The sequence below is a fragment of the Mesoterricola sp. MK458 genome (assembly GCF_055384935.1).
Genome location: NZ_AP045075.1, coordinates 366,770 through 389,221 on the forward strand (window position 1 = coordinate 366,770; position 22,452 = coordinate 389,221).

Below are 22,452 nucleotides of genomic sequence, written 5' to 3' on the forward strand. Positions count from 1 at the left end.
GCCATCACCCCCTCCGGGCCCTCCATGCCATTTTCTGCCTTGGCCTGGCGGCCGGGTTCGGTTGGTATGGCTGGACCCACCACCCCTTGCGCGGGGTTCGCCTTCGGACCGGTGCATCGTCGGGGCATGGAACGGGGGTTGCGCGATTCTCGCAGGAGCTGACCTTGCGGCTTGGCCTGGTCCAGGCTGTCCTGCCCGATTTAGCGGGGGGCCTGGGCGCGCTGCTGCTCTTTTCCTTGGGAACTGGCGTATACATCCGCCGGTTCGAAGTGTGGCTTGAGGCGCACCAGGCGGGTGAGGCCGCGGCGATCCGTGGAGTGGGTCTGGACCAGGCCGCCCTGGGTGCCAACAAGGGCCGGCGCAAGGGGGCCATTCTATGATTCGTCTTGCCGTATATCTCAGGAACAAGCCGGCCCTGCTGGTGCTGCTGGACACGCTCCGGGTCTTCATGGTGGCCGGCGCTGGCATCGGAGGCTACCTCGCGCTGCGCTGGCTCTCCACGACGCAACGCTGGCCGGCGCCCCTGCATCGCAGGCTCTGGGCGGGGGTGGAGTGGGCGGGGGCGGGCCGGGTCTACCTGGCCATCGTTCTGGTGGCCTTCCTACTCAACGCCATGTGGATGACCCGGGTCCTCCACAACCTCGTCTCCCTGACCCTGATTCGAAGGGAGAAGGGGGATTCCCGCAAGAAGGACCTGGCCCAGGAAAAGCCTCAACTGCCGCCCTGGCCCTACACCCGCGAGGGCTTCACTGTCATCCTCGGTGAACTGCAGGCGCGGGATGGGGCGCGGGTGCCTTCCGAACGGGATCCTGAGCTCAAGCCCCGGTGGCTGACACTGCCGGAGGCCGCGCAGTACACGGGGGTCCTCGTGACGGGGGGGATTGGATCTGGCAAGACCGCCGCCGTCGCATACCCTTGCTTGAAGCAGATGCTCGGATTCCGGCGCCCGGTGCCGATCCGGTTGCAGGACGGGACGATGTGCCAGGAGGAATGGAAGTACAGCGGCCTCCTCCTCGACGAGAAGGGGGACTTCGTCCAGGCCGCCGAGGCCTTCGCCCGGGACTGGGGCCGTGAGAAGGACATCCTCCGGATCGGACCGGGGGGGAGCGTTGTCTGGAACGTGATCTACAACCCCAACCTCGCTCCCTGGGCCGTGGGCTACCAGTTGGGCTGGATCATCAAGAATTTCAACAAGGGAGCAACCACCAGCGATCCGTTCTGGGAGATGGCGCCCAAGGAGCTGGTGATGGATTATCTGGCTCTCCTGGACGACGCCAACGGCTACTACACCTTGTTCGAATACCTGGAAGTCCTCATCAGCGATGATCTTCAGGACCGGCTCCAGGAGAGGGCCATGAACCGGTGGGCCCACGACTCGGCCCGGGTTCTGGAGGTGGAACGGCGCTGGCGGTCCATCCTGAAGCGCCGGGAGGGCATGAGCCTGAATCTCCGGGGATCGCTGGAGAGTTGCGCCAAGGCAGGGATCGACATGTTCAAGTACCCGGAGCTGCGGAAGGTCTTCTGCCCCACCCGGGAGGAGTATTTCACCGGGCCCTGCTGCCCCTGGCCTCGCCGCGTGGACCTGGATAACGAGCGGGGTGTGCTCCGGCCCCAGGACCATGTCTTCACGGGCTTTGACCAGATCCTCGACTACGGGAAGATCCTCGGCCTGCAGATGAGCAAGGTGAGCTGGTTTGACGCCGCCACCTTCATCCAGGTCTCCCTCAAGTCCCAGTGGCAGGATGCGGTGCTGCGCCGGGGTGCGGTGGATGCACAGGGAAAGCTGATCGTTCCGCCGCGGTTCGGCGAAGGTATCGGGTACTGTCCGACCTTCCTCATGGCCGACGAATGCCAGACCAGCGCCACACCCAGGGACAACGAGTTCAAGGCCCTGTGCCGGTCCAAGCGCGCCAGTTGCTGGGAACTCACCCAGTCCCACAACTCCATCCTGGAGGCGTTCTCGCCCGGCAAGGAGAAGGCGGCGGAGACCTACTTCCAGAACTCCATGACGCACATTTATCTTCGCCAATCAGACATCCACTCCATGGAGATCATCCAGAAGGAGGCCGGGACCAAGGACATCGCCAAGACTCAATTGGCCGTGACGGAGGGAGGCCGCGCTTCCGACCTTTCCTACGTCCAGGGAGGGTTCGTGAACAAGGGCTTGGCTATGTCCTCGACTCGAACGGTGACCGCAGAGGAGAAGCCGTTTGTGGAGATCGACGAGTTGAAGCAGCTGCCCAACAACGTGGCACTGGCCTTCACGAGCACGGGAGAGAAGACCCTGCCAGCGACCTACGTATATCTTCGACCGTTATGGGTCTTCGAAGAGCACCTGGACCTGGCCTTTGAGACGCCATGGTTGGATTGGCCTGAGGGGCTGCGGAATACCTATGACCTGGAGTCCATTCCCCAAGCTCCGGATTGGCGCGGGTGGGACAGAGGTCCCTTGGAACCCGGCGAGATCGTTCCTCCGGGGGCTCAACTGGCAGGATTCCTCAAGGACCCGTGATCCAGGAACTGAAGGAGCGCCTGGCCAAAAGCCTCCGGACGATCCAGGTGCACCCAGTGGCTGCAATCGGCGAGCCTCTGGGATTCCATCCCCTGGACGCGGTGATGGATGGGGGCCAGCCCCATGGATTCGAGGAAGGGGGAATAGAGGTGCAGCTTCCTGATCCCGTTGTCCGAAAGGGAAATCACCGGGTCGAAATCCAGCAAACCCAGCACGGCGCCGGCGAAGCTGCTTCTGGGCGTACCTTTCAGGTCGTCGAGGACCTGGGTGACAACTTCAGCCCTGGCTCCGCGCAGACAGGTTGCCATGGCCTCCCGCGCGAAGCGCGCGAAGTTGCCCTCGGCCAGACCGTCCATGAGCGCCGCAAGCTCTTCGGGGCTGTCATCGCGGGGATCGCCGCCGAAATCAACCAGGACCAAGCCAAGGAGCCTTCTCGGGAATAGACCCGCAAAACATGAAACGACCGAAGCCCCAAGGCTGTGCCCGATCAGGAACAGACGTTCAAATTGGAGGTGGTCCGCCACCGCCACAACATCAGCGGCTATGGCCCCGATGGAAAAATCTGCATCCCAGGGCGGATCCGATGCACCCATGCCCCTCAGGTCCAGGGCGGCCCCTTGATGCCCTTCGCCAAGGAAGGCCAGTTGCCGATCCCACTGGGACGCCCGACCACCATTCCCATGTACGAAAATGACCGGAGGGCCGAGGGTTCCGCACCGGCGTACGAGGATCCTGCCTCGAGGCCCGGCCAGGAACTGGGAAGTTACGAGGGGTCGCATCATGCCTTCTCGTGCAGCCACCCGGAGGAATGTTCAAGAGCCCGACGATCGCTCAAAGGATGGGGGTCCTGAGCGCCAGATCGGCGAATTCATCCAACCCGTTGAATTCGTCCGTGACCGGATCGCAGACACTGCCGCGCCATGAGTCCTTCTCGCGTGACTGGTGGGCGAGCTCCTCGAAACGCTGGGAGAACCGGGCCAGGTTTACCCTCAGGCACAGGGCCCCACCCTCATTCTCGACCTCGACCCTTTCGAAACAGGATGCGAAGGGCCCGCCTTGGCCCATCGGGTGAGCTCTTTCAAGCTGAAGGGCAACCGGCTGGCGACCCCGGCGACAGGAATGAAGCTGTCTACCAGGAGTAAATCCTCAATACGGGTTTGTTGTGATCGCAGTTCCGCATCCACGCCAGTCCTTACGACCGGACAAGAAACCGTTTCATTCTTTGAACGAGAAGCAAGTAAAGCAACCACTACTCCGTCCTTTTATGAATCAAACAAATTGAAAAAAATGGGGCAGAATGAGTCAGAATGCCTCCTCTGCCGTAAACGAGACACCTGTGAATCGGCAGGCTTGATTCCGGCTCTCCGCTGTGGTTGACCGATCCAGATGGCCAGAAACAAGATTGCTATTACAGGCAAAAAAAGCAATCAAAAAATAGACAATAAAATTATAGTATTAAATACACTTTTATGTATAAACAGTTTCTTGAGTGGCGGATTTGTGAACGTATTTACTCGACTTGGAGTGAAGGAGTTTGCTTCACAGGATTCTGGCCTATTGGGGATTTCATTTGCTTGCTTCGTTCGCGTGCTGGCATGCCTACGGCGCATGGCTTGGTTCCACCCGGCGCGCCCGAGGCCTTGTCACTGTGGGGGCAGGACTCGCGCTCATCTGCCTTAGCGCTCAGGCCCTACCATTCGTTTGGCCCAGGCAGCACCAGGCCACCCAGGATCCAAGGTTTATGCAGTACGTGTTCGGCTTGGCCTTGGTGGGGACCATGGGGACATGGGTTCTGCTTGGTATGGTCCGCCTCGGGTCTCAGTTGAAAGGGCTGAAGGCGTTGGGCTCATGTCCGACGGAGAAGGATGAACTCGCCACGGAGGATCTGCGGGAGCGGTTCCAGCGCGCCTGGAGCCGCCTTCGGCAATGGCATGCAATCGCAGGGGAAAACGGTGGGGCCGGGATCCCTCTTGTGCTCTCCGAATCCGTCTGCCACCCGGTCCTCTTCGGACTGAATCCTCCCCGGATCTTCGTTCCCTTTGCCTGGGTAGACCAAGGGATGGACCTTCAGGAAGGCCTTGCCGCTTTGGCTCGGCTTGCCGAAAGGAAGGCCTACCGGGTCTGCATGATCCTATGGTGGTGGGCCCAGTTCGATCTGGTCCTCCTGCCAATGGGCAACTTGCTCTGGCGTGCCCTGGAACTGGAATGGGCCAGGGGGGACACGAGGCGGGGGGCTGTACCCACCGGCGGCCAGAAGGAGGAACCATTGGTCGGCGTGTCGGGCAAGTCCCAGGCCGGTGTGGGGCTCGCTTGGCGATCTTCCAACCCCTTGGTGAAAGAGCGTATTATAGCATGCCGATTGCCGATGCTCCTGGCATCTGTGACAATCCTGATCTTCGGTTGCCTCTGGGGCATTCAATGGTCCGGTGGTTTGCGTTTCCATGAAAATTTGGAACTTATCATGAATGATCAGATCGTTGGATTTTCAGTGCACGGCTTCGACCCTACCGTCGAATTCAAGGCCATCCCTGGGGAAGGAGGCATTCTCCCCGACGGCCTGAGGGTGGACACCACCAAGGCCGATGCCAGAACGGGGTGCGCCACGGTACGTGTTCCGTTGGGCCTGTTCGACCATGAGAAATGGATTCCCTTCGGCGCGAAGGCCGTGAGGGTGCGGCTTTCCTGGCGTGTCCTGGAAAGGCAAGCCCGTGCCACCGAGCTCCCCGCTCTGAAACTGGCCTCCTCCGAACAGGGGGTGATCGATGCCGATGGGCAGCAGAAACTATGGACCTACTACACCCGGAACGTGTTCCTGGCCGAGGACGGGCTTCTGGAGGGGACCGTGGATCTCCCCATCCTCGTGCACTCGGAGAACCGCGTCCTGCCCGATTCCAGGGATGTCATCTACGGGCCGATCCTCTTCATTCCGGAAGGGTGGCGGATCGAGTTTCGACACTACTGGGTGGACCAGATCGAGGCTTCCCAGGTTCCGCCCGTTCCCGACGGGGAGGGCGAAAGGTTCGTGGCCTGGTACCACCGCAACGGATTCAAGCCAGCGACCATCGACCTTCAGTGGCGCGAAACGCCGGGGGAAACGCCACGACCATGGTGATGGCAAGAATTGCCCGCAGCAATCGGCTGCCAGACAGCCTCCCGGTGGTTCTCGCGATCCTTGAGGCCCACCCGGGAGGGATCCTGATCGCGGACCTCGAGGCCGAGATCGTCAGCAAAGGCCTGTGGAAGACCGGGGACAACCCTGGACCCAAGGCGGTCTACCTGCGGATCTACGCGATCCTGAAGATGCTCAAGAGCAAAGGAATCGTGCACCAGGAAGACACCCAGGGGCGTGAGTCGTTGTGGGTGCTTGATCCGGAGGCCTACGCCAGGCAGCGCAGAAAGGAGATGTCGGAAGTCCTGCGGCCCTTTGTTGACGGGTGCTTGATGATCACGGACCCTGGAAAACTCGTCGGACAGATCCAGGAAATGATCCAGGACGGGACGATGGAGACCATGCTCGCCGAGCGCCGCGCCCAGAGGCGGCGCAGGCCGTGAGTTGGCTGGTCTTTCTCTATTTCCCTGCCGCGTGCGTACTGGCGGGTGGCGTTGGGGGGTGGGCCTTGCGCGGAGCCAGGGACCTTCATTCCATGGCCCTCCGGACCTGCCGATGGCTGCTTCTGGCGTTCCCCTTCCTACTCCTGGCGACATGTCTGCTCAAGCGCCTTGGCCCCCACCTTTGGAGTCGCATCGCGGGGCCGCTGCCCGGCAGGAACGCAGTGCTGTTGGCGGTCTTCGTGCTGATCTTCGTCCGGTGGATTGCGGAATTGACCACCTGGCGCGCATTCCAGGAAATGGAATTGGGACCGGGAATGGCCAGGGAACCTACTCCCGCTCTCAGGGCCGAGTTCAACCAGGTCCTTCAGGCTTGTGGCAAGCCACTTTGGAGGCGCCTGCTACCCTCTCCCAGATTCTATCTCTCCAAGGTGGCCATCATTGCGAATCTCAGCGCCGGCCTTCGTCCGCGGGTTTGCCTTGAAGCCGGTTATGTCCCCCTCCGGGATCGTGAAGATTCCTGGTGGTGGGACTCGGTCCCGGATTTCGAGGAGGACCCGGAAGCCATCAGGGCCGTCCTCGCCCATGAGATAGGTCACTACCACCAGGTGGACCACCTGAGGAGGCTGCTCCTCTCCTTTTCGGCAGCCCTGTTGCCATGGGAATGGTTCACCGAACACCCGATGTTGGCAAAATTCCAGGCCACGAGCACCTGGCTGTTCAAGCAATGGTCGGAGCTCATGCGCTGGGTGGGAATCCCCATCCGGAACTGGATTCGAGAGGACGAATGGATCCGTGAACAGCTTGCCGACGAAATGGCGGCCAAGATGGTCCCGGCGGCGAAGCAGCATCTTGAGCGCATCCGCTCCTTCTACCCGGATCATTCCCTCCCGGGACTCAGCAAACCCGCAAGCCGGCTGCCGGATTCCATCCGGCATGCCGCCGTTTGGTTCACGGCGACGGCGCTCCTATGGGGGGCGCCGGGACGCATTCCCCTAACCTTCACTTTAAGGTCCGCCATGGAAACCACCAATCTCCCCCGAAGCTGGTGTCTTGTCGCCGCCCCAGGTTCAGAAGCCTCCGCTGTCTTCCTTCCAGGAAAGGAGGAGCCGGGCACCATCGTTGTCAAATGCCCAAAGATCAGCCAGGGACAACCTTCTCTACTCCGTGGCATGGGGCGGATCCCGCCGGAAAGCCTTCCGGAGGAATGCGACGTCGAAATGGATTGGGATGTCCATTTCAATGGCCAGGGGGAACTCTCCGGCAAGGAGGCCTTTCTCTCGGTCACCCAGAGCGCGATGACCGTGAGGACGAACCGGGACCCCTTCACCGCCTACTCTTTGCCCCGGGAGGTCGGTGGCTCCGGCCACGGGGCAGGATGGAGGCACTTCTCGTCGGTGACCAAGATCCGCAACAAGCCAGATCTCGAACACATGCTCATAGGCTTCAATTTGTCGGAGCCCGGGGAGTATCTGTTCAAGCCCCCTGTCCTCCGGGTCGTCCTGCCTTCAGGCGAGCGGATCTCGTTCCCTTTAGGTTAGGGAATACCCCGGACCCCCCTCAAGCGCCTGGATTCCTCCTGCGGCCACGCATGACTCAAGTGGCCTGCCCGGAGTCTTGAGTCCGGCGAACCCTGGGGTGACCGATCTGTCCCACCTTTCTTCCTGAAGGTGGATAATGATCCTAGGGAGCAGGGTGGCTAGTCTCACCAAAATGGGTAATAATGATTAACTAACTATACGGGATAGTTCATGGTCAAGACGACACCTCCAAGCGCGATGGGCCTGCTGGCACGGATCCAGGTCAAGGGAAGGGATTTCGACCTCGATGGCGTTGAAACATCGAAGGAGGAGCTCTTCCAGACGCCCGGCCTGTTCAAGCTCAAGGATGTCGAGGACCGGATCCCCATCGATGCCAAGCGCCTGAAGTATTGGTATTCCTCGGATGGACCGTACCGGAAGTGCTTCGTGAAGATCCCGATGGGGGAGGTGCGGTCCCTCGTATATGTGGACCTCCAGATGATGGCCGCGGAGTTCCAGGCCCAATATGAGCGAAGCCTGAAAGACTGATCGACGCACGACTGTTCGGTAAGGGGGTGCCAGGCACAATGGGCACCCCCAATCTTTAAGCCTCCCTTTTTCGGGTGGGATAGAGGTTACCCACACGATTCGACGAGGAGGCATGAAAATGCCTCAATCCGCGGGAGCGAACCTCAGGCTCATCTGGAGGTATGGCCATAAGAGAATAGAATACGGCTCCCTCACCGTAGGCTATGGGCCTATGATCCATCCAACCCCATTCCACCGGTTGTACGGATCTTGTAGGAGTCATCATGGCCACCGAACTGGAAGCCCAAGCCTCTTCCATAGGGATTTCCATCCTCGAGAAGCTGCAGCGTTGGGCCCCCGAAACCCGGCTTCAGGCCCGCCGGGTTTTCGAGGAGAAGGCCCGCCAGAGCCTTTCTGAATTCAACCTTTCGCCGGACGCAGACCGCCTGTCCTCGTTGCTCCACTGGATCGATCGGGACCTCAACGAGCAGGGCCAGGAAGTGCAGGGCCGGTTCGGATTGGCCTTCATGGGACGGCACGCGGGGGCACTCAAGGCCCAGGTGCCGGCGGTGGCCTCGTTGCTCCACAAGCTCATCGAGGCGGATCCCAAGGCCCTGCCCGCGCTCATGGCCGAGGCCCTCGCCTCTAGGGATATAAATGGCGCCGGCCCGACCTTCATCAGCCTCGTCGCCTACCTCAACCACGAGGGCGACTTCGCCCTATGGAACCGCCGCATGGCCCTCGGCCTCCAGGTACTTTTCGGCCGGGCTTTCAAGGTCCGCTCCGCCGAGGACTACCAGAATTACAACGAAGCCTGCCAGACCCTCCTCAAGGAATTCGCGGTGCCCCGGGAAGCCCTGGACATTGTGCTCTCCTCGATGGGGAGCGACGGCCAGGAGGAGGATGAGGAAGTGGAGTCCGAGGCGGAGGGCGAACTCTTTGTCCTTGAATCCGGTTCCTTCGAACTATTGTCAGCCATCGCCCAGGAGCCCTCAGCCGCCTTCTACCAGGCGCACAAGGCGGATTTTCTGGAGAAGGTTCAGCGCCCCCTCCGGCAACTGCTTTCCCAGGTGGTCCAGGGCCTCCCACCCGCTGTCCGGGATGGGCTACAGACCGAAAAGAACCTATTCTCGCGCTTCACCAAGAACGACTTCGGCAAGGGGCTGGCCTGGACCCACTACTGGGGCGCCCTGGTCCCCAAGGGGCGCAAGCGCACCCAAGCCCCTCAGCTTCTCCTCTTCCTGGACGCCAACGGCCTGAAGTTCGGTTTTTCCCTTTCCAAAGACTGCCCGAAGGATGCCGAGAATCTGAGGAAAAGCCCTGACTTGGCTGCTCACCTGAAGGGGGCCCTGGAGGCGGCGGGGGCGTTCGAAGGGATTCTTCTGGAGCCGGGTCCCCGGGCCGAGGCGACCCTCGAGGAGCGCCTGAAGGGGTGGCAGGAGTCCATCGGCAAGGAGGATACGGGTCTCTTCCTCCGGCTCGCCCCGGACCAGGTGGTGGGTGTGGCAGTGGAGGACCTGGTCGCCCGCATCCAGGCCGCCTTCGTGGCCCTGGCTCCCCTGCTCCGGGTGGCGGAGGAAAAGGCCGCCGGCTGGCCCCACGAGCCGGTCAAACCTTCCGCGGGAGAGGAGGCCTATACCGGGGAGCAGTGCGCAAAGGCCATCAATATGCCCCTCCCGGAGATCCAGGGATGGGTCAGGGCGATCGAACGGAAGAAGCAGGCCGTGTTCTATGGCCCTCCAGGAACCGGCAAAACCTTCGTCAGCCGGGAGGTGGCAAAGCTCCTGGTCGGCCAGGGGGACGGTTTCTGGGAGTTGGTGCAATTCCACCCTGCATACACCTACGAGGATTTCCTCCAGGGGATCCGGCCCCAGGCGCGCGAGGGCGGGGGCCTGGGCTACCCCATGATTTCCGGTCGGTTCCTGGAATTCTGCAAGAAGGCTAAGGAATGCACGGGGATCTGCGTCCTCATCATCGACGAGATGAACCGGGCGAACTTGAGCCAGGTTTTCGGGGAGCTAATGTACTGCCTGGAATACCGGGAGGAGGCCACGACCCTTGCGGGAGGAGAGTCCTTCCAGATCCCTTCAAACGTCCGAATCCTGGGAACCATGAACACGGCGGACCGGTCTATTGCCCTGGTGGACCATGCCCTTCGGAGGCGGTTCGCCTTCCTTCACCTTCCCCCCCATTACGACGTGCTGGAAGTCGTCCACCAGGACCTGGATTTCCAGATCCAGGAACTGAAGAAGGTCCTCAAGGAGGTGAACGAGGCCATCGGGGATGACAACTACTCCATCGGGATCAGCTATTTCCTGGGCAAAAACCTGAAGGCAGATTTCCCGGATATCTGGACGACGGAAATCGTTCCCTACCTTGAGGAATTCTTTTTCCAGGACCGGAAAAAGCTGGAGCCGTTCCGTTGGGACCGCGTCGGACCGAGGTTCCCGGCCCAATGAGTGAGCTGCCCCTGGAGTGGAAGGAATGGGAAAGGGTGGAGGTTCCCCCCGGGGAGGCCGAAGGCTTATGGAGGGATCTCCAGGCCCTGGAACCGGGGCTGGTGGATATCCAGGCCTCCTTGGGCGGGGGTCCGTGGGGCTTCACCCCGAAGAACGCAGTGGGCCTGTTTCCCCTGCCCTCGGGGCGCCTCCTCTCGATCCAGCCCAAGGTCCCCATCGCCAATGTCCTGCGGATGTGGGACTGGACTGAGCGGGGAAGGGCCCTGGCTAGGCCGGAACCCCAGATCGGGTCCCAGGCCGAGGGGGGAGTACTGGAATGGGTGGTGGACCTCCTCTTGGATCTTGCCGAGACCCGCTACCAACGAGGTCTTTACCGCGCCTACCTGGGGGAGGACATCCTGATGCGCCGGTTGTCGGGGCGGCTCAACGTGGCGAAGCACCTCCAGGCGCCGTGGAGGGTCGACCTGCCTTGCCACCGGAGGATCCACACGGCGGATCTCGAGGAAAACCAGATCCTGGTCTGGACCCTCCATGCCCTCACCCAACTCCGCACCGCCACCCCCACCCGGAAGGAGCGCCTCCTGAAGCTCCGGAGGGACCTCCTGGGCCACGCACGACTCGTTCCCTTTCAGGCGGCTGATTGCCGGAACCGGACCTACAACCGCCTCAACCAGGATTACGAGGGGATCCATGCCCTCTGCGGATTCTTCCTGCAGCACCTGGCGCCAATGCACGGCGTGGGCTCCAAGCCCCTGCTGTCCTTCCGCATCGAAATGCCGGAGCTCTTCGAGGCATTCGTGGCGAAGTGGCTCGAGAGGCGGCTGCCTCCGAACCTGGAGATCCAGACCAAGAAATCGATCGACATGAACTCAGGGACACCCATGGTGGCGGATATGGTTCTCTACAGGCGGGGCAGACTTACTCCTCTCGCAGTCCTGGACGCAAAGTACAAGGCCACGTCCCATCCTGACGCCTCGGACGTGCACCAGGTCCGTTCCTATGCCGAGTTCCTGGGATGCCAGGAAGCCTTCCTGGTTTATCCCCAGACCCCGACCTTCCCCCTTGAGTGCAAATCCCCCGGAATCAGGACGCGGGTGGTGGCCTTTCCCTTGGATGGGGACCTGGAGGCCGCGGGTCAAGGGCTTCTATCTGTTTTGGAAGGGATTCCACCATGATCAAGAAGCTCGCCTCCAAGCCCACCGACGCAGCCTAGCCCGGAACCACGCACCGGGGCCAAGGAGCACCTGGGGGCGCGGCAGGTCCCGCTGAACGAGGCCATCCGCATTGCCTTCCGCCGGAAGGCTGGCAGGAAGCCCTCCTTCGAAGGCGAGACCCAGTGCCTCGACGCCTTCCTACCCTAAGATCTCCTCGATTCGAGATCATCGGTGTGCGCAGAGAATTGGGTGGTGACACCCAGGCAAGCCTTACCAACCCGGGTAGCGGCCCCGCCAGTAGCGCAGATCCCCTGGCCCTTTCGAACCGGATTTAGAAGACTCCCAATCGTTGACAGTCGCCAGATCATCGGCCATTGCTGTCAAGCAGGCCCGCAGTTCCAGGGGCTCCAACCACCGCTCCGGGATCTCATGAATGCCCCGCGCCGCCCCCATGAGGTTGCCGGTGAGAGAGCCAGTGGAGTCGCTGTCTCCGGTGATGTTTACCGCCCGGATGACGCCCTCCTCGAAGGTCCTGGCTGTTAGCGCGCAATAGAGGGCGATGGCCAGGGCCTCCTCGGCCACCCAGCCTTGCCCCAGGTTCCGGATGGCCTCGTCCCCTTCGGGCCGATTCTCGGCCAGATCCAGGGCCAGGTCCATGGCTTCCAGAGTCTCCGAATGGTGCGATCTCCCTTTGAGAAGGCCCATGCCCTCGCGGCATGCCTCCCCAATCTCCCTTCCAAGGGCCAAGGCGTGAACCAGGAAGGCGAAGACTCCGGCAGGAAGCTGCCCGGTAGGGTGCCCGTGGGTGATGGACGCGACTTGGCAACCCCACTCGAAAGCCTGCTCGCCTTGAAGTCCCCTGCTGGCCGTGTAGAGCCCGATGGGAGCCACCCGCATAAGCCCTCCGCAGCCCTTGGAGCCGTTGGCAGCGGGTCCTTCGAAGCCTGGGCTCTCCTTCTCCATCAGCGCGGAAAGGCAAGTGTTCCCAGGAGCCCGCGTGGAAAACAGCTCCCGGTGGGTGAAGAGCCAGCCGTCTCTGCCCACGACCTCGCACGCGCTCTCACGGTCCTGGGTCAGCAGCCAGCGCTGGTAAGCATTGGCCACTACGCCCGGCATGGAGCTGATGCCCTTGGACAGGAACCGCATGTGGGCCCGGAGGACACCCTCGGCGGTGAAAAGGGTCATCTGAGTGTCGTCGGTGATGGCCCCCAGCCTGCCGTAGGCGGGATCCAGGTCCCGGATGCCCCCGGGGCCGAACTTCCGATGGATCGCTTCCAGGTCCATGAACTCCACGGGCGCCCCAAGGGCGTCCCCAGTCGCGCCACCCAGGAGGCAGCCCCGGAACCGGCTCGCACGGCCCGGATCGATGGGGAGGTAGGGTCGAGGCGAAGTCTTTTCGAGGGGTTTGCACCGGCGGACATACGCCTCCTGGGCCCGGTTCTCGATGGCGCCCGGCCGGGCCTCTCTGACCCGCGCTATGGCCACCTCCGGCCCAAGACCCAACTCGACGAGGAGCCGCGCCGCCACCGTGCCCGTTCGGCCCAGGCCTCCGCGGCAATGGATGACGATCCGCCCTCCCGCCTGGAGCCGGTTGCGAAGTTTGGCCCCCGCCCGCTCCCACTGCGCCTCCCATTCTGCGTCCGGGACGCCCCCGTCCGGGATGGGCAGCACCCAGTGCCTGATCGTCTCGGGGACCCGGGCTGGCAGGGCTTCGACTTTGAAAGCCTTGAATTCATGGGGCTCCATCAGGCTAACCAGGTCGGTGGCCCCCCAGGCTCGGACGGCCTCAAGGTCCGTGTCCAGATCCCGCTCCCAATCCCCGCTCTGGGCGCTCCGCTGGATCTTTCCAGGACAGAGGGTCATGCCGATGACGCCGCCACAGCCGGGGACCTGGACGGCCTGGATCTGGAGGGGGTGGGTCAGGCTGGTCTTTTTCATGAGGCGTCCTTGGGATCCGTGCGAGAGTTCCGAAAAGCCGGAAAGACGCCAGGCCCAGGGCACCATGATCCTATAAAACTATGGACAATCACTGTCTCGCCTCCTGGGGGGGAAGAGACCGGAATCATGGGGGAACCACCCGAGGCCTTCCTGAACGCCGGACACCTGACGAAAAAGCCCACCTGCTCACACCTCCAGGCCATCAAGGCGAAGGCCCAAGCCTCCTGGGTGAGGCGCAAGAGGGGTGCTGAAGACGGCACACTTGTTATTAATACCAAAAAATTCAATCTTGACAAACCAACCTAAAAAACCAAAATGGTTCTGTCTTGAGCAGAATCATGGAACCCCCTTTTCAAATCCCTTTGACACCACCCATCGGAATGCAGCTCTGGCGCAAGGCCGGCGTCGATTTCGACCGAGGCGGCAAATCCTCCCTGGCCGAGCTGCTTGAGCTTGGCGGCTACTTCCCTCTGTGCAAGGTGGAAGATCGGCTTCCGCTGAGCCACCACAGCCTCTACCAGTGGTCCCGTGGCGCTGGCGGGGAGGAATTCAACAGTTGCTTCGTGCCCATCCGGGCGAAGGGTAAGCATCGCGCCATCACGATCCTGGTCGATCTGGTCAGGCTGAACAACCTGCTCGCCGCCCAATTGATAGGGCGGATCGGCGGTCCCTTCCAAGAACCCAAGGGCATGGGCGCCGGCCCTGCCATCTCCCAGGAGCCCGCATGAGGATCCGCATCCCGGTCGCCGCCAAGGTGGCGGCAACGTCCCTGTATCTCGGAGCCATGAACTTCGTCCTGGCTCAGGAACTGGAGGCCGAGGCCGAGAAGGCCAAGACCTCCTTCATGAACATCCTGAAGCTCGGCCTGGGGGTCATGAGCGCGATCGTGATGGTCAGCGGCCTGGTCCTCGCGGCCGTCAAGTTCTCCAAGAAGGACGACAGTGCCCTCTGGTATCTCATCGGCACTGTGGGCGCTTCCGTGCTCCTGGGCGCTGCGGCCGCCTACGTGTGATCGGCTGAGCATGCGCGAGGCCTTCATCTACCGCCACCTTCATGGGGCGCCCGAGATCCTGGGCGTCCCCGTGCACCAGGTCTTGATCCTGGTGGCCGTGGGCACCATCGGCGCCCTCCTGGTCAACCAGTGGAGCGGGGTCTGGGCCATCGTATGGGCCTTGGCCACTGCGGCCTGCGGACTGGTGCTGCACCTGGTCCACGCCCAGGACCGCATCGTGCTGCCGATGCTCAAGCTCCGGATGGTCCACCGGTTTCAGGGTCGGGTGGCCAGCTACGCCCCCAGTTATCAGCGGGTGGAACTTGAGGAGGACTGAATGGCGCTGGTGAAGGAGCTGGGGGCGCTGTTCCGCGACTGGAACGACCTGGAGAGCAACCTCGAAAACGAGGTGCTCTTCTACGACTATTTCCGTCGAGAAGAGGGCTACGACCCGGCGCGGCCCCTGATCCTTTGCAAGAACCATGGGCTGCTTGCCCTCTACCGGATGGAAGGACTCGACCCCGAGCCCCTGGGCGAAGAAGGGATCGAGATGGCTTCCAACGCGGTGCGCCGGGCCATGGACGCCTTCAACCCCGAGAACCAGGACGGGGAGTTCCGCGGCGGGTCCTGGGAGGTGCAGAACCTCTTCCGGCGGCGGCGGGGCGTCGCGCCCGCCCTGACCAAGCCCGCCCGGGATTCGGCGGCGCTACGGTTTCTGTGCGAGACCACCCAGGATTACTGGGACCGGCGGGTGGTCTACCAGGACGAGATCTATTGGGCGATCCACTTCATCCCGCGGTTCAAGGACCAGGAACGCTGGAGGCTGCGGGACGCCACCCAGGCCGCGGTGCTGCGCCTGGGCGACCTCCAGACCCAGGCGCGCTTCGTGCGCCGGGTCCTCAAGACCTTCGAGGAGAACCTCCTTGCGTTCCAGACCGGCCGGCCCCGGATGGGCTTCGGCCTTCGCATGCTCGGGGAGGCGGAAGGCCATGAGGCGCTCTACCACCTGACCAACCGCACCGATGCAGATCCGCCCCCCTTCGATCCAGGTCTGTCCCTGGTCACCCAGGCCTGCGCCTCACACCGGGACACCTCCGACCGCGTCTATCGCACCAACGGCCGCCCCACCAAGGTTCTTACCTGGAAGGTCCCGCCCCGGATCAGCGTGGGTTACGTGTTCCGCCGCTTTCAGGATGAACTGGCCTTTCCCTTTTCCATCGCCCAGACATGGCGTTCCAGGGAGTTCTCCAAGATGTCCCGACGGATCGAACTGTTCCAGGGCTTCGCAGGGGCCCTGGCTCAGCGTCAGCGGGATGCGGCCGAATACGAAGCCGAGGCCCGGCATTTCCTGGGCACGGTGCGCATGGACAGCGCGGCCCCGTTCAATTGGTACTTCAGCCTCCTGGTTGACGGGGAGAACCTGAGCGAGCTCGAGGACCGCGCCGCCAAGATCCAGTCACAGATGAAGCTGATCTTCGGGGCGGACTGCCAGGAGGAGGGCTTACGCCACCGGCTCTTCGCGGACTTGGGTTCCATTCCAGGCAATGGGAGCTATTGCCAGCGGTTCAACCTGGTGACCTCCCTCAATGTCGGGGATTCGGCCTTCCTTTACCGGTTGGCGGCCGGGGACAGCAGGCCCTTCATGATCTATGGCGACCGGAAGGGCGGGGCCTACGGCTACAGCCTGTTCACCCCCAAGGAGCCCAGTTGGAACAAGGCGGTACTGGGTCTGCCGGGTTCGGGCAAGTCGCTCCTGATGAACATGTTCCTGGTCGGCAATGCGATGTTCCCCAGCCAGGCCTATGTCCTGGACAAGGGCAACAGCTACGGCCCCATCTTCGAACTGCTCAGCCAGGAGATGCCTGGAGAGGTCGCGGCCATGCGGATCCGCGGCGGGCATTTCCAGTTCAACCCGTGCCCTCTGACCTGGGCCCTGAAGGAGAAGGCGCGCCAGGAGCGGGAAGGGATCTACCTGCGGCCGATGCCGGACGGGGGGTTCCTTGCCTGCCCGGTGGAGCAGACAAAGCTGTTCTTCGAGGCCTGGCTGGATGCCCTGGTGGGGCAGGGCAGGGCGCTGGACCCCGCACAGAAGAACCTGCTGGACCGGGCCCTCAAGGGCAGCGGATCCTCGGGCCGGGGCGGTTTTTTTCGTGATTTTGAGAACCAATGCATGCGATACCTGCGGGCGCTTGAGAAGGACCCCGAGAGCCGATTGCCGGCGCCGCGGCCCTTGTCCAGCCTCCTTACCTTCCTGCGCAGCGAGGCACCCCAGTTCGTGGACTCGGTGGAACTCTGGACCCGCGCCCCCCGTGATCAGTTCTTCGACAGCGGCGTGGATACGGTTTCCTCGGCCAAGTACGTGTATTTCGAGTTGGAGGGGATCGAGGAAGACCCGCTCCTGGCCAAGCCCTTCGTCGCCGCCCTCATGGGCGTCATCTGGAATCGGATCACCAACCCCAGCGCCCTCCAGGAGCGCAAGGCGGTGATCATAGACGAGGCCTGGTCGTTCCTGGCGGACCCGTCCTTCTTCGGCATGGCCGAGATGATGTTCCGCACCATCCGGAAGTTCAACGGCTTCGTCGTGCTGAGCACCCAGACCCCCAACGACATCCAGAACGGCGAGGCGCGCAAGCTCCTGCAGACCATGGCCGAGATGTTCCTGTACAAGGGCTTCTCTGAGCCGACCTTCTTCACGGAGGACCTGGGGCTGTCCGAACATCAGCGGCGGCTCCACGAGGGACTCCAGCAGGATGAACGACGCAGGGAGGTACTCTACTGGAACCGGCGCGGCCATGTGCGGGCTTTGACCGTGGAGATCGCCCCGGCGGCGTATTGGTTCGCCACCACGGATGCTGAGGACAAGGCCTTCCGTGCGGCCTTCTTCCGGCGCTACGGGATGGTAGAGGGAACCCGGCACCTGGTGGCGGCCTGTGAAGGCCGCACCATCGCCGGCAAGGAACTGCGGCTGCGCCTCGTGGGTGCTTACGCCCAGGCGCAGGGGATCGTGTGATGACGGGAGGGGTCATGTTGACATCGATCAGGAGGGCGGTCCTGGTGGCGGGTTGCGCCACGGTCATTCCCGCCAGCTTCACCCCGGCCCAGGCCTGGGTCTTCCATGACGGGCCGGCCTTCGCCCAGCGTCTGGCCCAGTACATCCAGATCATGGCCCAGTGGCGCCAGGCCGTGAAAACCGGCGGCGATCAGCTCATGGCCTTCAAAGCCGCTTACTTGGGCCTCAAGGATTGGCGGAATTTCGGCTGGGTGGATGTCCTCCGGTTGGCGGACAGCCCCTGGTTCGACGGGATCCAGGGCATCGACGACCTGCGGAAAACCACCACCCTCACGGTGATGACCGCCGAGCAAGCCCAGGGGCTCTGGGACACCACCGAGTTCTACAACAAGATGCTCCTCAATCCCCGATATGCGAACGATCCCTGGTACCGGGCCAAGGTGCAGTCCCTCCTGCGCCAGTCCAAGAAGGCCCAGGGGGTCAAGGCCTCGATCCTCCGGCAGTTCGAGACCCAGAACAAGGAGCTGATCGAGGATGTGAAGAAGGTCCGCCGCGTCAAACAGGACATCGAGGCGGCAAACAAGCAAACCCCTGTGGATGCCGCGAAGATCGCCAGCCTCCAGGCCGAACTCCAGGCCACCGAGGCCAAGTTCCAGGGCAACGCCCTGATCCTGAAGAACCAGCAGGCAATCCTGTTCCTGGCCGGCGAGAACGATGCCCAGAAGACCTTCATGGAGACCATCGACCGCGGTTGGATCCGCGGCAACACCCATAGCCTGAAAACCCTCGGCGCCGGGTTCATGCGCCGGCACTGAAACGACCCAACAACCAACCGTATGGCGACACCGTCGCCCTGGGGAAGCCATGCTTCTTGAAAGCCATCCAACCTTCTACGTGGACAAGCTGGTGAACGACGTCCTGGATGTCGCTGCCCTGGCCATGGAGAAGGACATTTCCCGGGTGGCCCTGGGGGTGTTCTTCCTCTGCGTGTTCTTCCACCTGGTGCAGGGCGCAGGCGAGTTGGCGGAGGAGCCGGGTTCCTGCCGGCTCTTCAAGAGCCGCTGGTGGATGCGCATGGCCTTCTGTCTTGCCTTGCTCATCGGCTATCGGCCCATGTTCGACACCTACGCGCGATCGGCCCTGCCGACGTTCATGACCAGCTTCGCCGGGTCCTGGTACGAGATCTGGAGCGGCCAGCTGGATGCCAAGGACGAACTGGAGAAGCTGCACCATGACAACCAGGACGTGAAGAAGGCCGAGGTCACCGCCACCCGCCAGGGGGAGCAGGACCAGGCCTGGTGGAGCAAGGCCATGTCCTGGTCCGTGGATGCACTGGTTTCGGCCCTGGCGGTGGTTCTCTCCACCCTGGCCGGCATGTTCATCACGGTCCTGATCCTCATCCAGGGCTTCTGGGTGCTGGGCATCAACGCGCTCATCCTGGCCCTGGGACCGCTGTGCATCGCCTTCCTGGCCCACGAGGCGACGGAAGGGATCTTCTGGGTATGGGCCAAGGCCTGGCTCGTGTACGGACTCCTCTACCTGCCCATGCTGGGCTTGGGCGCCAAGATGGCAGGCGTCGTGTTCAAGGGCATCACGGAGATGGTGGCGGGTTCGGACCTGGTGTTCGGCGACGGTTCGGACATCGCCATGCACTTCATCTACACTCTGCTGGGGCCGCTTTGTGCCTTCGCGGTGGTGCGCTCCATCCCGGCCTTCCTGAGCCAGCTTCTGAGCGCTGCAGTCCAGGCCTACGGGGCCAGTTCGGTGCCCTCTCCTGTGCGATCCGCAGTAGCCGCAGTGGCGGCGGTGCACAGCAGGGGGGTCGGCAAGGTCCTCTCCACGGTGGTGGGTGCGCCACGCATGGACCTGCCGGTATCCACGAACCGCACCGCCGTGTCCGAGGCCCTGGGCGTCAAGCCCGGGGAGGGCGGCCGCGCATGAACCCACCTGAGAAAGGACCCATGGCCTCCACGCCCCACTCCCAAGACGACGCCTTCATCCTGGCCTGGGGCCGGCAGAATGCCGCCCTGGCTGTATACCGCTGGCTGCTCCTGCTGCTCCTGATGGTCACCCTCACCCTGGCCGGCGTGGTGGCCTACCTGGCCTACCGCAATGACCAGAAGACGGTCTGGTGTTTCGTGAAGGACACCCTCGGAAATGTGGTCCAGGCCGATCCGGCCAGCTTCCTGCGCGCGGGGGAGGCTCGCACGGAGGTGGACATCAAGGGCTTCGCCCGCCGCTGGGTGATGGACAGCCACGCCTGGACGCCCCTGGACGTGAAGGACAAGCTGAGCCTCGCCCTGCGGGTGGTGGAGCCCAAAGCCCGGGAGGTGGTGCGCAGAGGCCTCCGGCTGGCCCAGCGCAAGGTCCTGATCGACCGCGGCGTCAGCGGCCGGGTGGTGGACGCGGAGGGCGATCCCAGCCACCAGCCCCAGATCCTGATCCAGAGTCGGAATCCCCTGTCTGTCCTCGTATCCTTCGACACGCTCCTGATCCTGCCGGACGGCAAGGAGGAGCCGGGGGGGCGAGTCCTTTTCACCCTGTTCCTGAAGGAGGTCCCACGCACGCCGGACAACATGGCCGGCTTGACCATCGTGGACGGGACCTTCCCGGAACACCTCTAAGGAGCTTCCCTTGAATCGCCTTGCCATGCTCTTGTTCGTGCCAGCCCTGGCGCTCCCAGCCCAGGACACCCGGAAACTACCCTACCTTCCCAGCAAGATCTACAGCCTCCCGTTGATCCCCGGCGCCCCGGCGGTAGTGGAACTGCCCCAGGGGGAATCGGCCCACAACATCTGGTTCGACAAGTCGTTCTTCAAGGCCGAGAGCACTCCGGACACCAACCGGGTGGTGGTCCAGGCCCTGAACACCCCGGAGGCGGTGGGCCGGACTTCCTACATCCACATCGAGACCGAGCCCAGTAACCTGCGGATCTCCCTGAAGGTGGAGGGTGTGCCGGACCGGCAGGAAGCACCGGGGGTGCTGCAGATCTACCTGGACGGGGTGGACGAGGGCTCCCTGGTCAACGCCCAGGTGCAGCAGAAGGTGGCCAAGGAGGCCGCCTATGCACGCAAGTTCGCCCAGGAAAAGGCCACCGCCGATTTCCAGGCCTGGCGCCAGCAGCTGCTGCAGAACGTGAATGACCGGTACGGCTGGAGCGGCGATATGGCCATCGATCGGGTGGTGGACGACCGGGTCCAGACCTTCGTGTCCATGCCCAAGGCCAGTGATCTGGCCGTGATCGAGTTGATGGACAAGTCCGGCAAAGCGGACAAGGTCAACTACGAGCTGGAGAACGGCTGCTACGTCATCAACAAGGTCCTGCGCCCCGGGGAGAAGTGGCACCTGATCCTCGGTAAGGAGCAGTCCTGGATCCGGGTCAAGTGAGGGGGACGGCATGAGCATTACGACCGAGCGCAAACCTGGATCGGCAATCCTGGCAGGGAAGGGCGGCATTCTGGCCCTGGTGACGGGCGGGCTTGTGGGGATGGGGGCCTTGGGGTTCCTTCTGACCAAGGCCTTCCGGCCGGCTCCCAGATATGCAGGACACCCGCAGGCGCCTGGTGAAGCGCGGATCGCCGCCAAGGCGGAGGCCGCCCGGGATCGGGCGGAATCCGGTGTAGGGCGGATGCGCCAGGAGGAGGTGGGGACTGGCTATCAGTTCGATGCCCTTGGCAACTACCTGCCTCCCAAGGTGGATGGCCGGGACCTGCCGGAGAACCAGCCGCTGGTGACCCTGGAGCCGGTGAAGGAATCCCGGCCGGGTCCGTCCCCGGCCGTGCGGGAGGATGCCAGCCAGCCGTGGCGATCGGAGGTGGCTGAGACCGACCCCAACATGGCCCGCGAGCGCCGGGAGGCCCGGAAGGAGGACCGGCAGGACCTCCGGGATTCCATGCTGGGCTATACCACCAGTCGGGCTGCCAAATGGGCCAGCCGCAGGGCGGACAGGGAGGGCAAGGGGGGCGATACCGCACCCAGGACGCCGGAGGAGGTCCAAGCCGATGCGAGCGCCCGCTCCATGGAAAGGCTCACCACTTTGGCTGAACGGGCCATGGGGGAGGGGGAACTGGCCACCCAGACCAGAATGCCGGCTGAAACCGCCAGCCAGCCCGTGGCGCCAGGCGAGGTGGCCGACATGCGGATCGGCGGTGGCAGCGGCCCGGCGGATACGGTCCGCGAGGGCAAGTTCCTGGACTGTGTGACCGTCAACCGGGTGGAGTCCGACATCGCCGATTCCCCGGTGATGGCCCAGGTGGCGCGGGACTTCGTGAGCCTGGACGGCAAGCAGGTGCTGGTGCCGGCCGGCGCCAAGGTCTACGGGACCGCCGGCCGGGTGCAGTCCCTGCAGCAGGCGCGGCTCTATGTGCGCTTCCATAAGATCGTCTTTCCCCGTCGGGTGCCGGAGGAGACGCCAAAGGTGGCCTACTTCCCTTCCCGGGCCTTTCCGGCCATGGACCAGATGGGCAGCCTGGGGGTTCGGGACAAGCTCAATCAGCACCTGATGCTCCAATTCGGCGCTGCCGTGGCCCTTGGGGTCTTTGACGGTCTGGCGGCGAAAGTGGAGAGCCCGCAGTCAGCGGATAACCCGTCGGCCAGGGACCTGGTGATGGCGCGGACCTCCCAGAACTTCAGCCAGGTGGCGAACTCCGTCATCCAACGCTTCGCCAACGTGGTGCCGACTGTGACCATTCGTGAGGGGACCAAGGTCAAGGTCTACTTCACCCAGGACGTGATGCTGACGCCCTTCATGGCCACCGGGGAGCGGTCCTGGATGAAGGGGCACCCATGAGG

19 protein-coding genes and 1 pseudogene are annotated in these 22,452 nt (G+C 63.2%); 17 read left to right on the forward strand and 3 right to left on the reverse strand.

Features of this window, described 5'->3' with window-relative positions; genetic code table 11:
* Positions 1–164 precede the first annotated feature (164 nt).
* Positions 165–380, forward strand: coding sequence for a hypothetical protein (locus tag ACZ5LB_RS01610; protein WP_464604419.1), 216 nt, complete (start codon positions 165–167; stop codon positions 378–380).
* Positions 377–2,512 (forward strand): TraM recognition domain-containing protein, encoded by a 2,136-nt coding sequence (locus ACZ5LB_RS01615; protein WP_464604420.1) that lies wholly within the window; start codon positions 377–379, stop codon positions 2,510–2,512. Before ACZ5LB_RS01610 ends, ACZ5LB_RS01615 begins: the two co-directional genes overlap by 4 nt.
* Here ACZ5LB_RS01615 and ACZ5LB_RS01620 read toward each other — a convergent pair.
* Positions 2,482–3,294 (reverse strand): alpha/beta fold hydrolase, encoded by an 813-nt coding sequence (locus tag ACZ5LB_RS01620; protein WP_464604421.1) that lies wholly within the window; start codon positions 3,292–3,294, stop codon positions 2,482–2,484. The genes ACZ5LB_RS01615 and ACZ5LB_RS01620 overlap by 31 nt on opposite strands.
* Positions 3,295–4,253: 959 nt before the next feature.
* Here ACZ5LB_RS01620 and ACZ5LB_RS01625 point away from each other — a divergent pair.
* From ACZ5LB_RS01625 to ACZ5LB_RS01650, 6 genes are all read left to right on the forward strand, one after another.
* On the forward strand, positions 4,254–5,624 hold the full coding sequence (locus tag ACZ5LB_RS01625) for a hypothetical protein (RefSeq protein ID WP_464604422.1): 1,371 nt from the start codon (positions 4,254–4,256) through the stop codon (positions 5,622–5,624).
* A complete protein-coding gene (locus ACZ5LB_RS01630) occupies positions 5,618–6,064 on the forward strand; it encodes a hypothetical protein (protein ID WP_464604423.1) in 447 nt (148 codons plus the stop codon). Before ACZ5LB_RS01625 ends, ACZ5LB_RS01630 begins: the two co-directional genes overlap by 7 nt.
* A gap of 239 nt (positions 6,065–6,303) precedes the next feature.
* Positions 6,304–7,602, forward strand: coding sequence for a M48 family metalloprotease (locus ACZ5LB_RS01635; RefSeq protein WP_464604424.1), 1,299 nt, complete (start codon positions 6,304–6,306; stop codon positions 7,600–7,602).
* Positions 7,603–7,812: 210 nt separating this feature from the next.
* Positions 7,813–8,130, forward strand: coding sequence for a hypothetical protein (locus ACZ5LB_RS01640; RefSeq protein ID WP_464604425.1), 318 nt, complete (start codon positions 7,813–7,815; stop codon positions 8,128–8,130).
* A gap of 263 nt (positions 8,131–8,393) precedes the next feature.
* The gene (locus ACZ5LB_RS01645; RefSeq protein ID WP_464604426.1) at positions 8,394–10,568 is read left to right on the forward strand and encodes an McrB family protein; all 2,175 of its coding nucleotides are present in this window, start codon (positions 8,394–8,396) and stop codon (positions 10,566–10,568) included.
* Entirely contained in the window at positions 10,565–11,743 is a 1,179-nt protein-coding gene (locus ACZ5LB_RS01650) for an McrC family protein (protein ID WP_464604427.1), read from the forward strand. The genes ACZ5LB_RS01645 and ACZ5LB_RS01650 overlap by 4 nt, the downstream gene beginning before the upstream one ends.
* Before the next feature lie 249 nt (positions 11,744–11,992).
* Here the strand turns inward: ACZ5LB_RS01650 and ACZ5LB_RS01655 are convergent, their stop codons facing one another.
* Complete coding sequence (locus tag ACZ5LB_RS01655) at positions 11,993–13,090, reverse strand: ADP-ribosylglycohydrolase family protein (protein WP_464606356.1); 1,098 nt, start codon at positions 13,088–13,090, stop codon at positions 11,993–11,995.
* A 108-nt stretch (positions 13,091–13,198) separates the two neighbouring features.
* Positions 13,199–13,726, reverse strand: a pseudogene (locus tag ACZ5LB_RS01660) (phosphatase domain-containing protein); the annotation flags it as partial.
* A gap of 272 nt (positions 13,727–13,998) precedes the next feature.
* Here ACZ5LB_RS01660 and ACZ5LB_RS01665 point away from each other — a divergent pair.
* Genes ACZ5LB_RS01665 through ACZ5LB_RS01705 form a run of 9 tightly spaced genes read left to right on the forward strand, consistent with a single transcriptional unit; the run spans position 13,999 to position 22,450 of the window.
* Positions 13,999–14,388, forward strand: coding sequence for a hypothetical protein (locus ACZ5LB_RS01665; protein ID WP_464604428.1), 390 nt, complete (start codon positions 13,999–14,001; stop codon positions 14,386–14,388).
* On the forward strand, positions 14,385–14,672 hold the full coding sequence (locus ACZ5LB_RS01670) for a hypothetical protein (RefSeq protein ID WP_464604429.1): 288 nt from the start codon (positions 14,385–14,387) through the stop codon (positions 14,670–14,672). Before ACZ5LB_RS01665 ends, ACZ5LB_RS01670 begins: the two co-directional genes overlap by 4 nt.
* Positions 14,673–14,682: 10 nt before the next feature.
* A complete protein-coding gene (locus ACZ5LB_RS01675) occupies positions 14,683–14,988 on the forward strand; it encodes a hypothetical protein (RefSeq protein ID WP_464604430.1) in 306 nt (101 codons plus the stop codon).
* Positions 14,989–17,661 carry a VirB4 family type IV secretion system protein gene (locus tag ACZ5LB_RS01680; protein WP_464604431.1) on the forward strand — a complete coding sequence of 891 codons (2,673 nt, stop codon included), beginning with the start codon at positions 14,989–14,991 and terminating at the stop codon, positions 17,659–17,661.
* Between the two features lie 14 nt (positions 17,662–17,675).
* Positions 17,676–18,476, forward strand: a complete 801-nt coding sequence (locus ACZ5LB_RS01685; protein ID WP_464604432.1) for a hypothetical protein — start codon at positions 17,676–17,678, stop codon at positions 18,474–18,476.
* Positions 18,477–18,525: 49 nt separating this feature from the next.
* On the forward strand, positions 18,526–19,602 hold the full coding sequence (locus tag ACZ5LB_RS01690) for a hypothetical protein (protein ID WP_464604433.1): 1,077 nt from the start codon (positions 18,526–18,528) through the stop codon (positions 19,600–19,602).
* A gap of 20 nt (positions 19,603–19,622) precedes the next feature.
* A complete protein-coding gene (locus tag ACZ5LB_RS01695) occupies positions 19,623–20,285 on the forward strand; it encodes a hypothetical protein (RefSeq protein WP_464604434.1) in 663 nt (220 codons plus the stop codon).
* A 10-nt stretch (positions 20,286–20,295) separates the two neighbouring features.
* Entirely contained in the window at positions 20,296–21,048 is a 753-nt protein-coding gene (locus tag ACZ5LB_RS01700) for a TrbG/VirB9 family P-type conjugative transfer protein (RefSeq protein WP_464604435.1), read from the forward strand.
* Between the two features lie 10 nt (positions 21,049–21,058).
* A complete protein-coding gene (locus tag ACZ5LB_RS01705; RefSeq protein WP_464604436.1) occupies positions 21,059–22,450 on the forward strand; it encodes a TraB/TrbI/VirB10 family type IV secretion system protein in 1,392 nt (463 codons plus the stop codon).
* Positions 22,451–22,452: the final 2 nt, after the last annotated feature.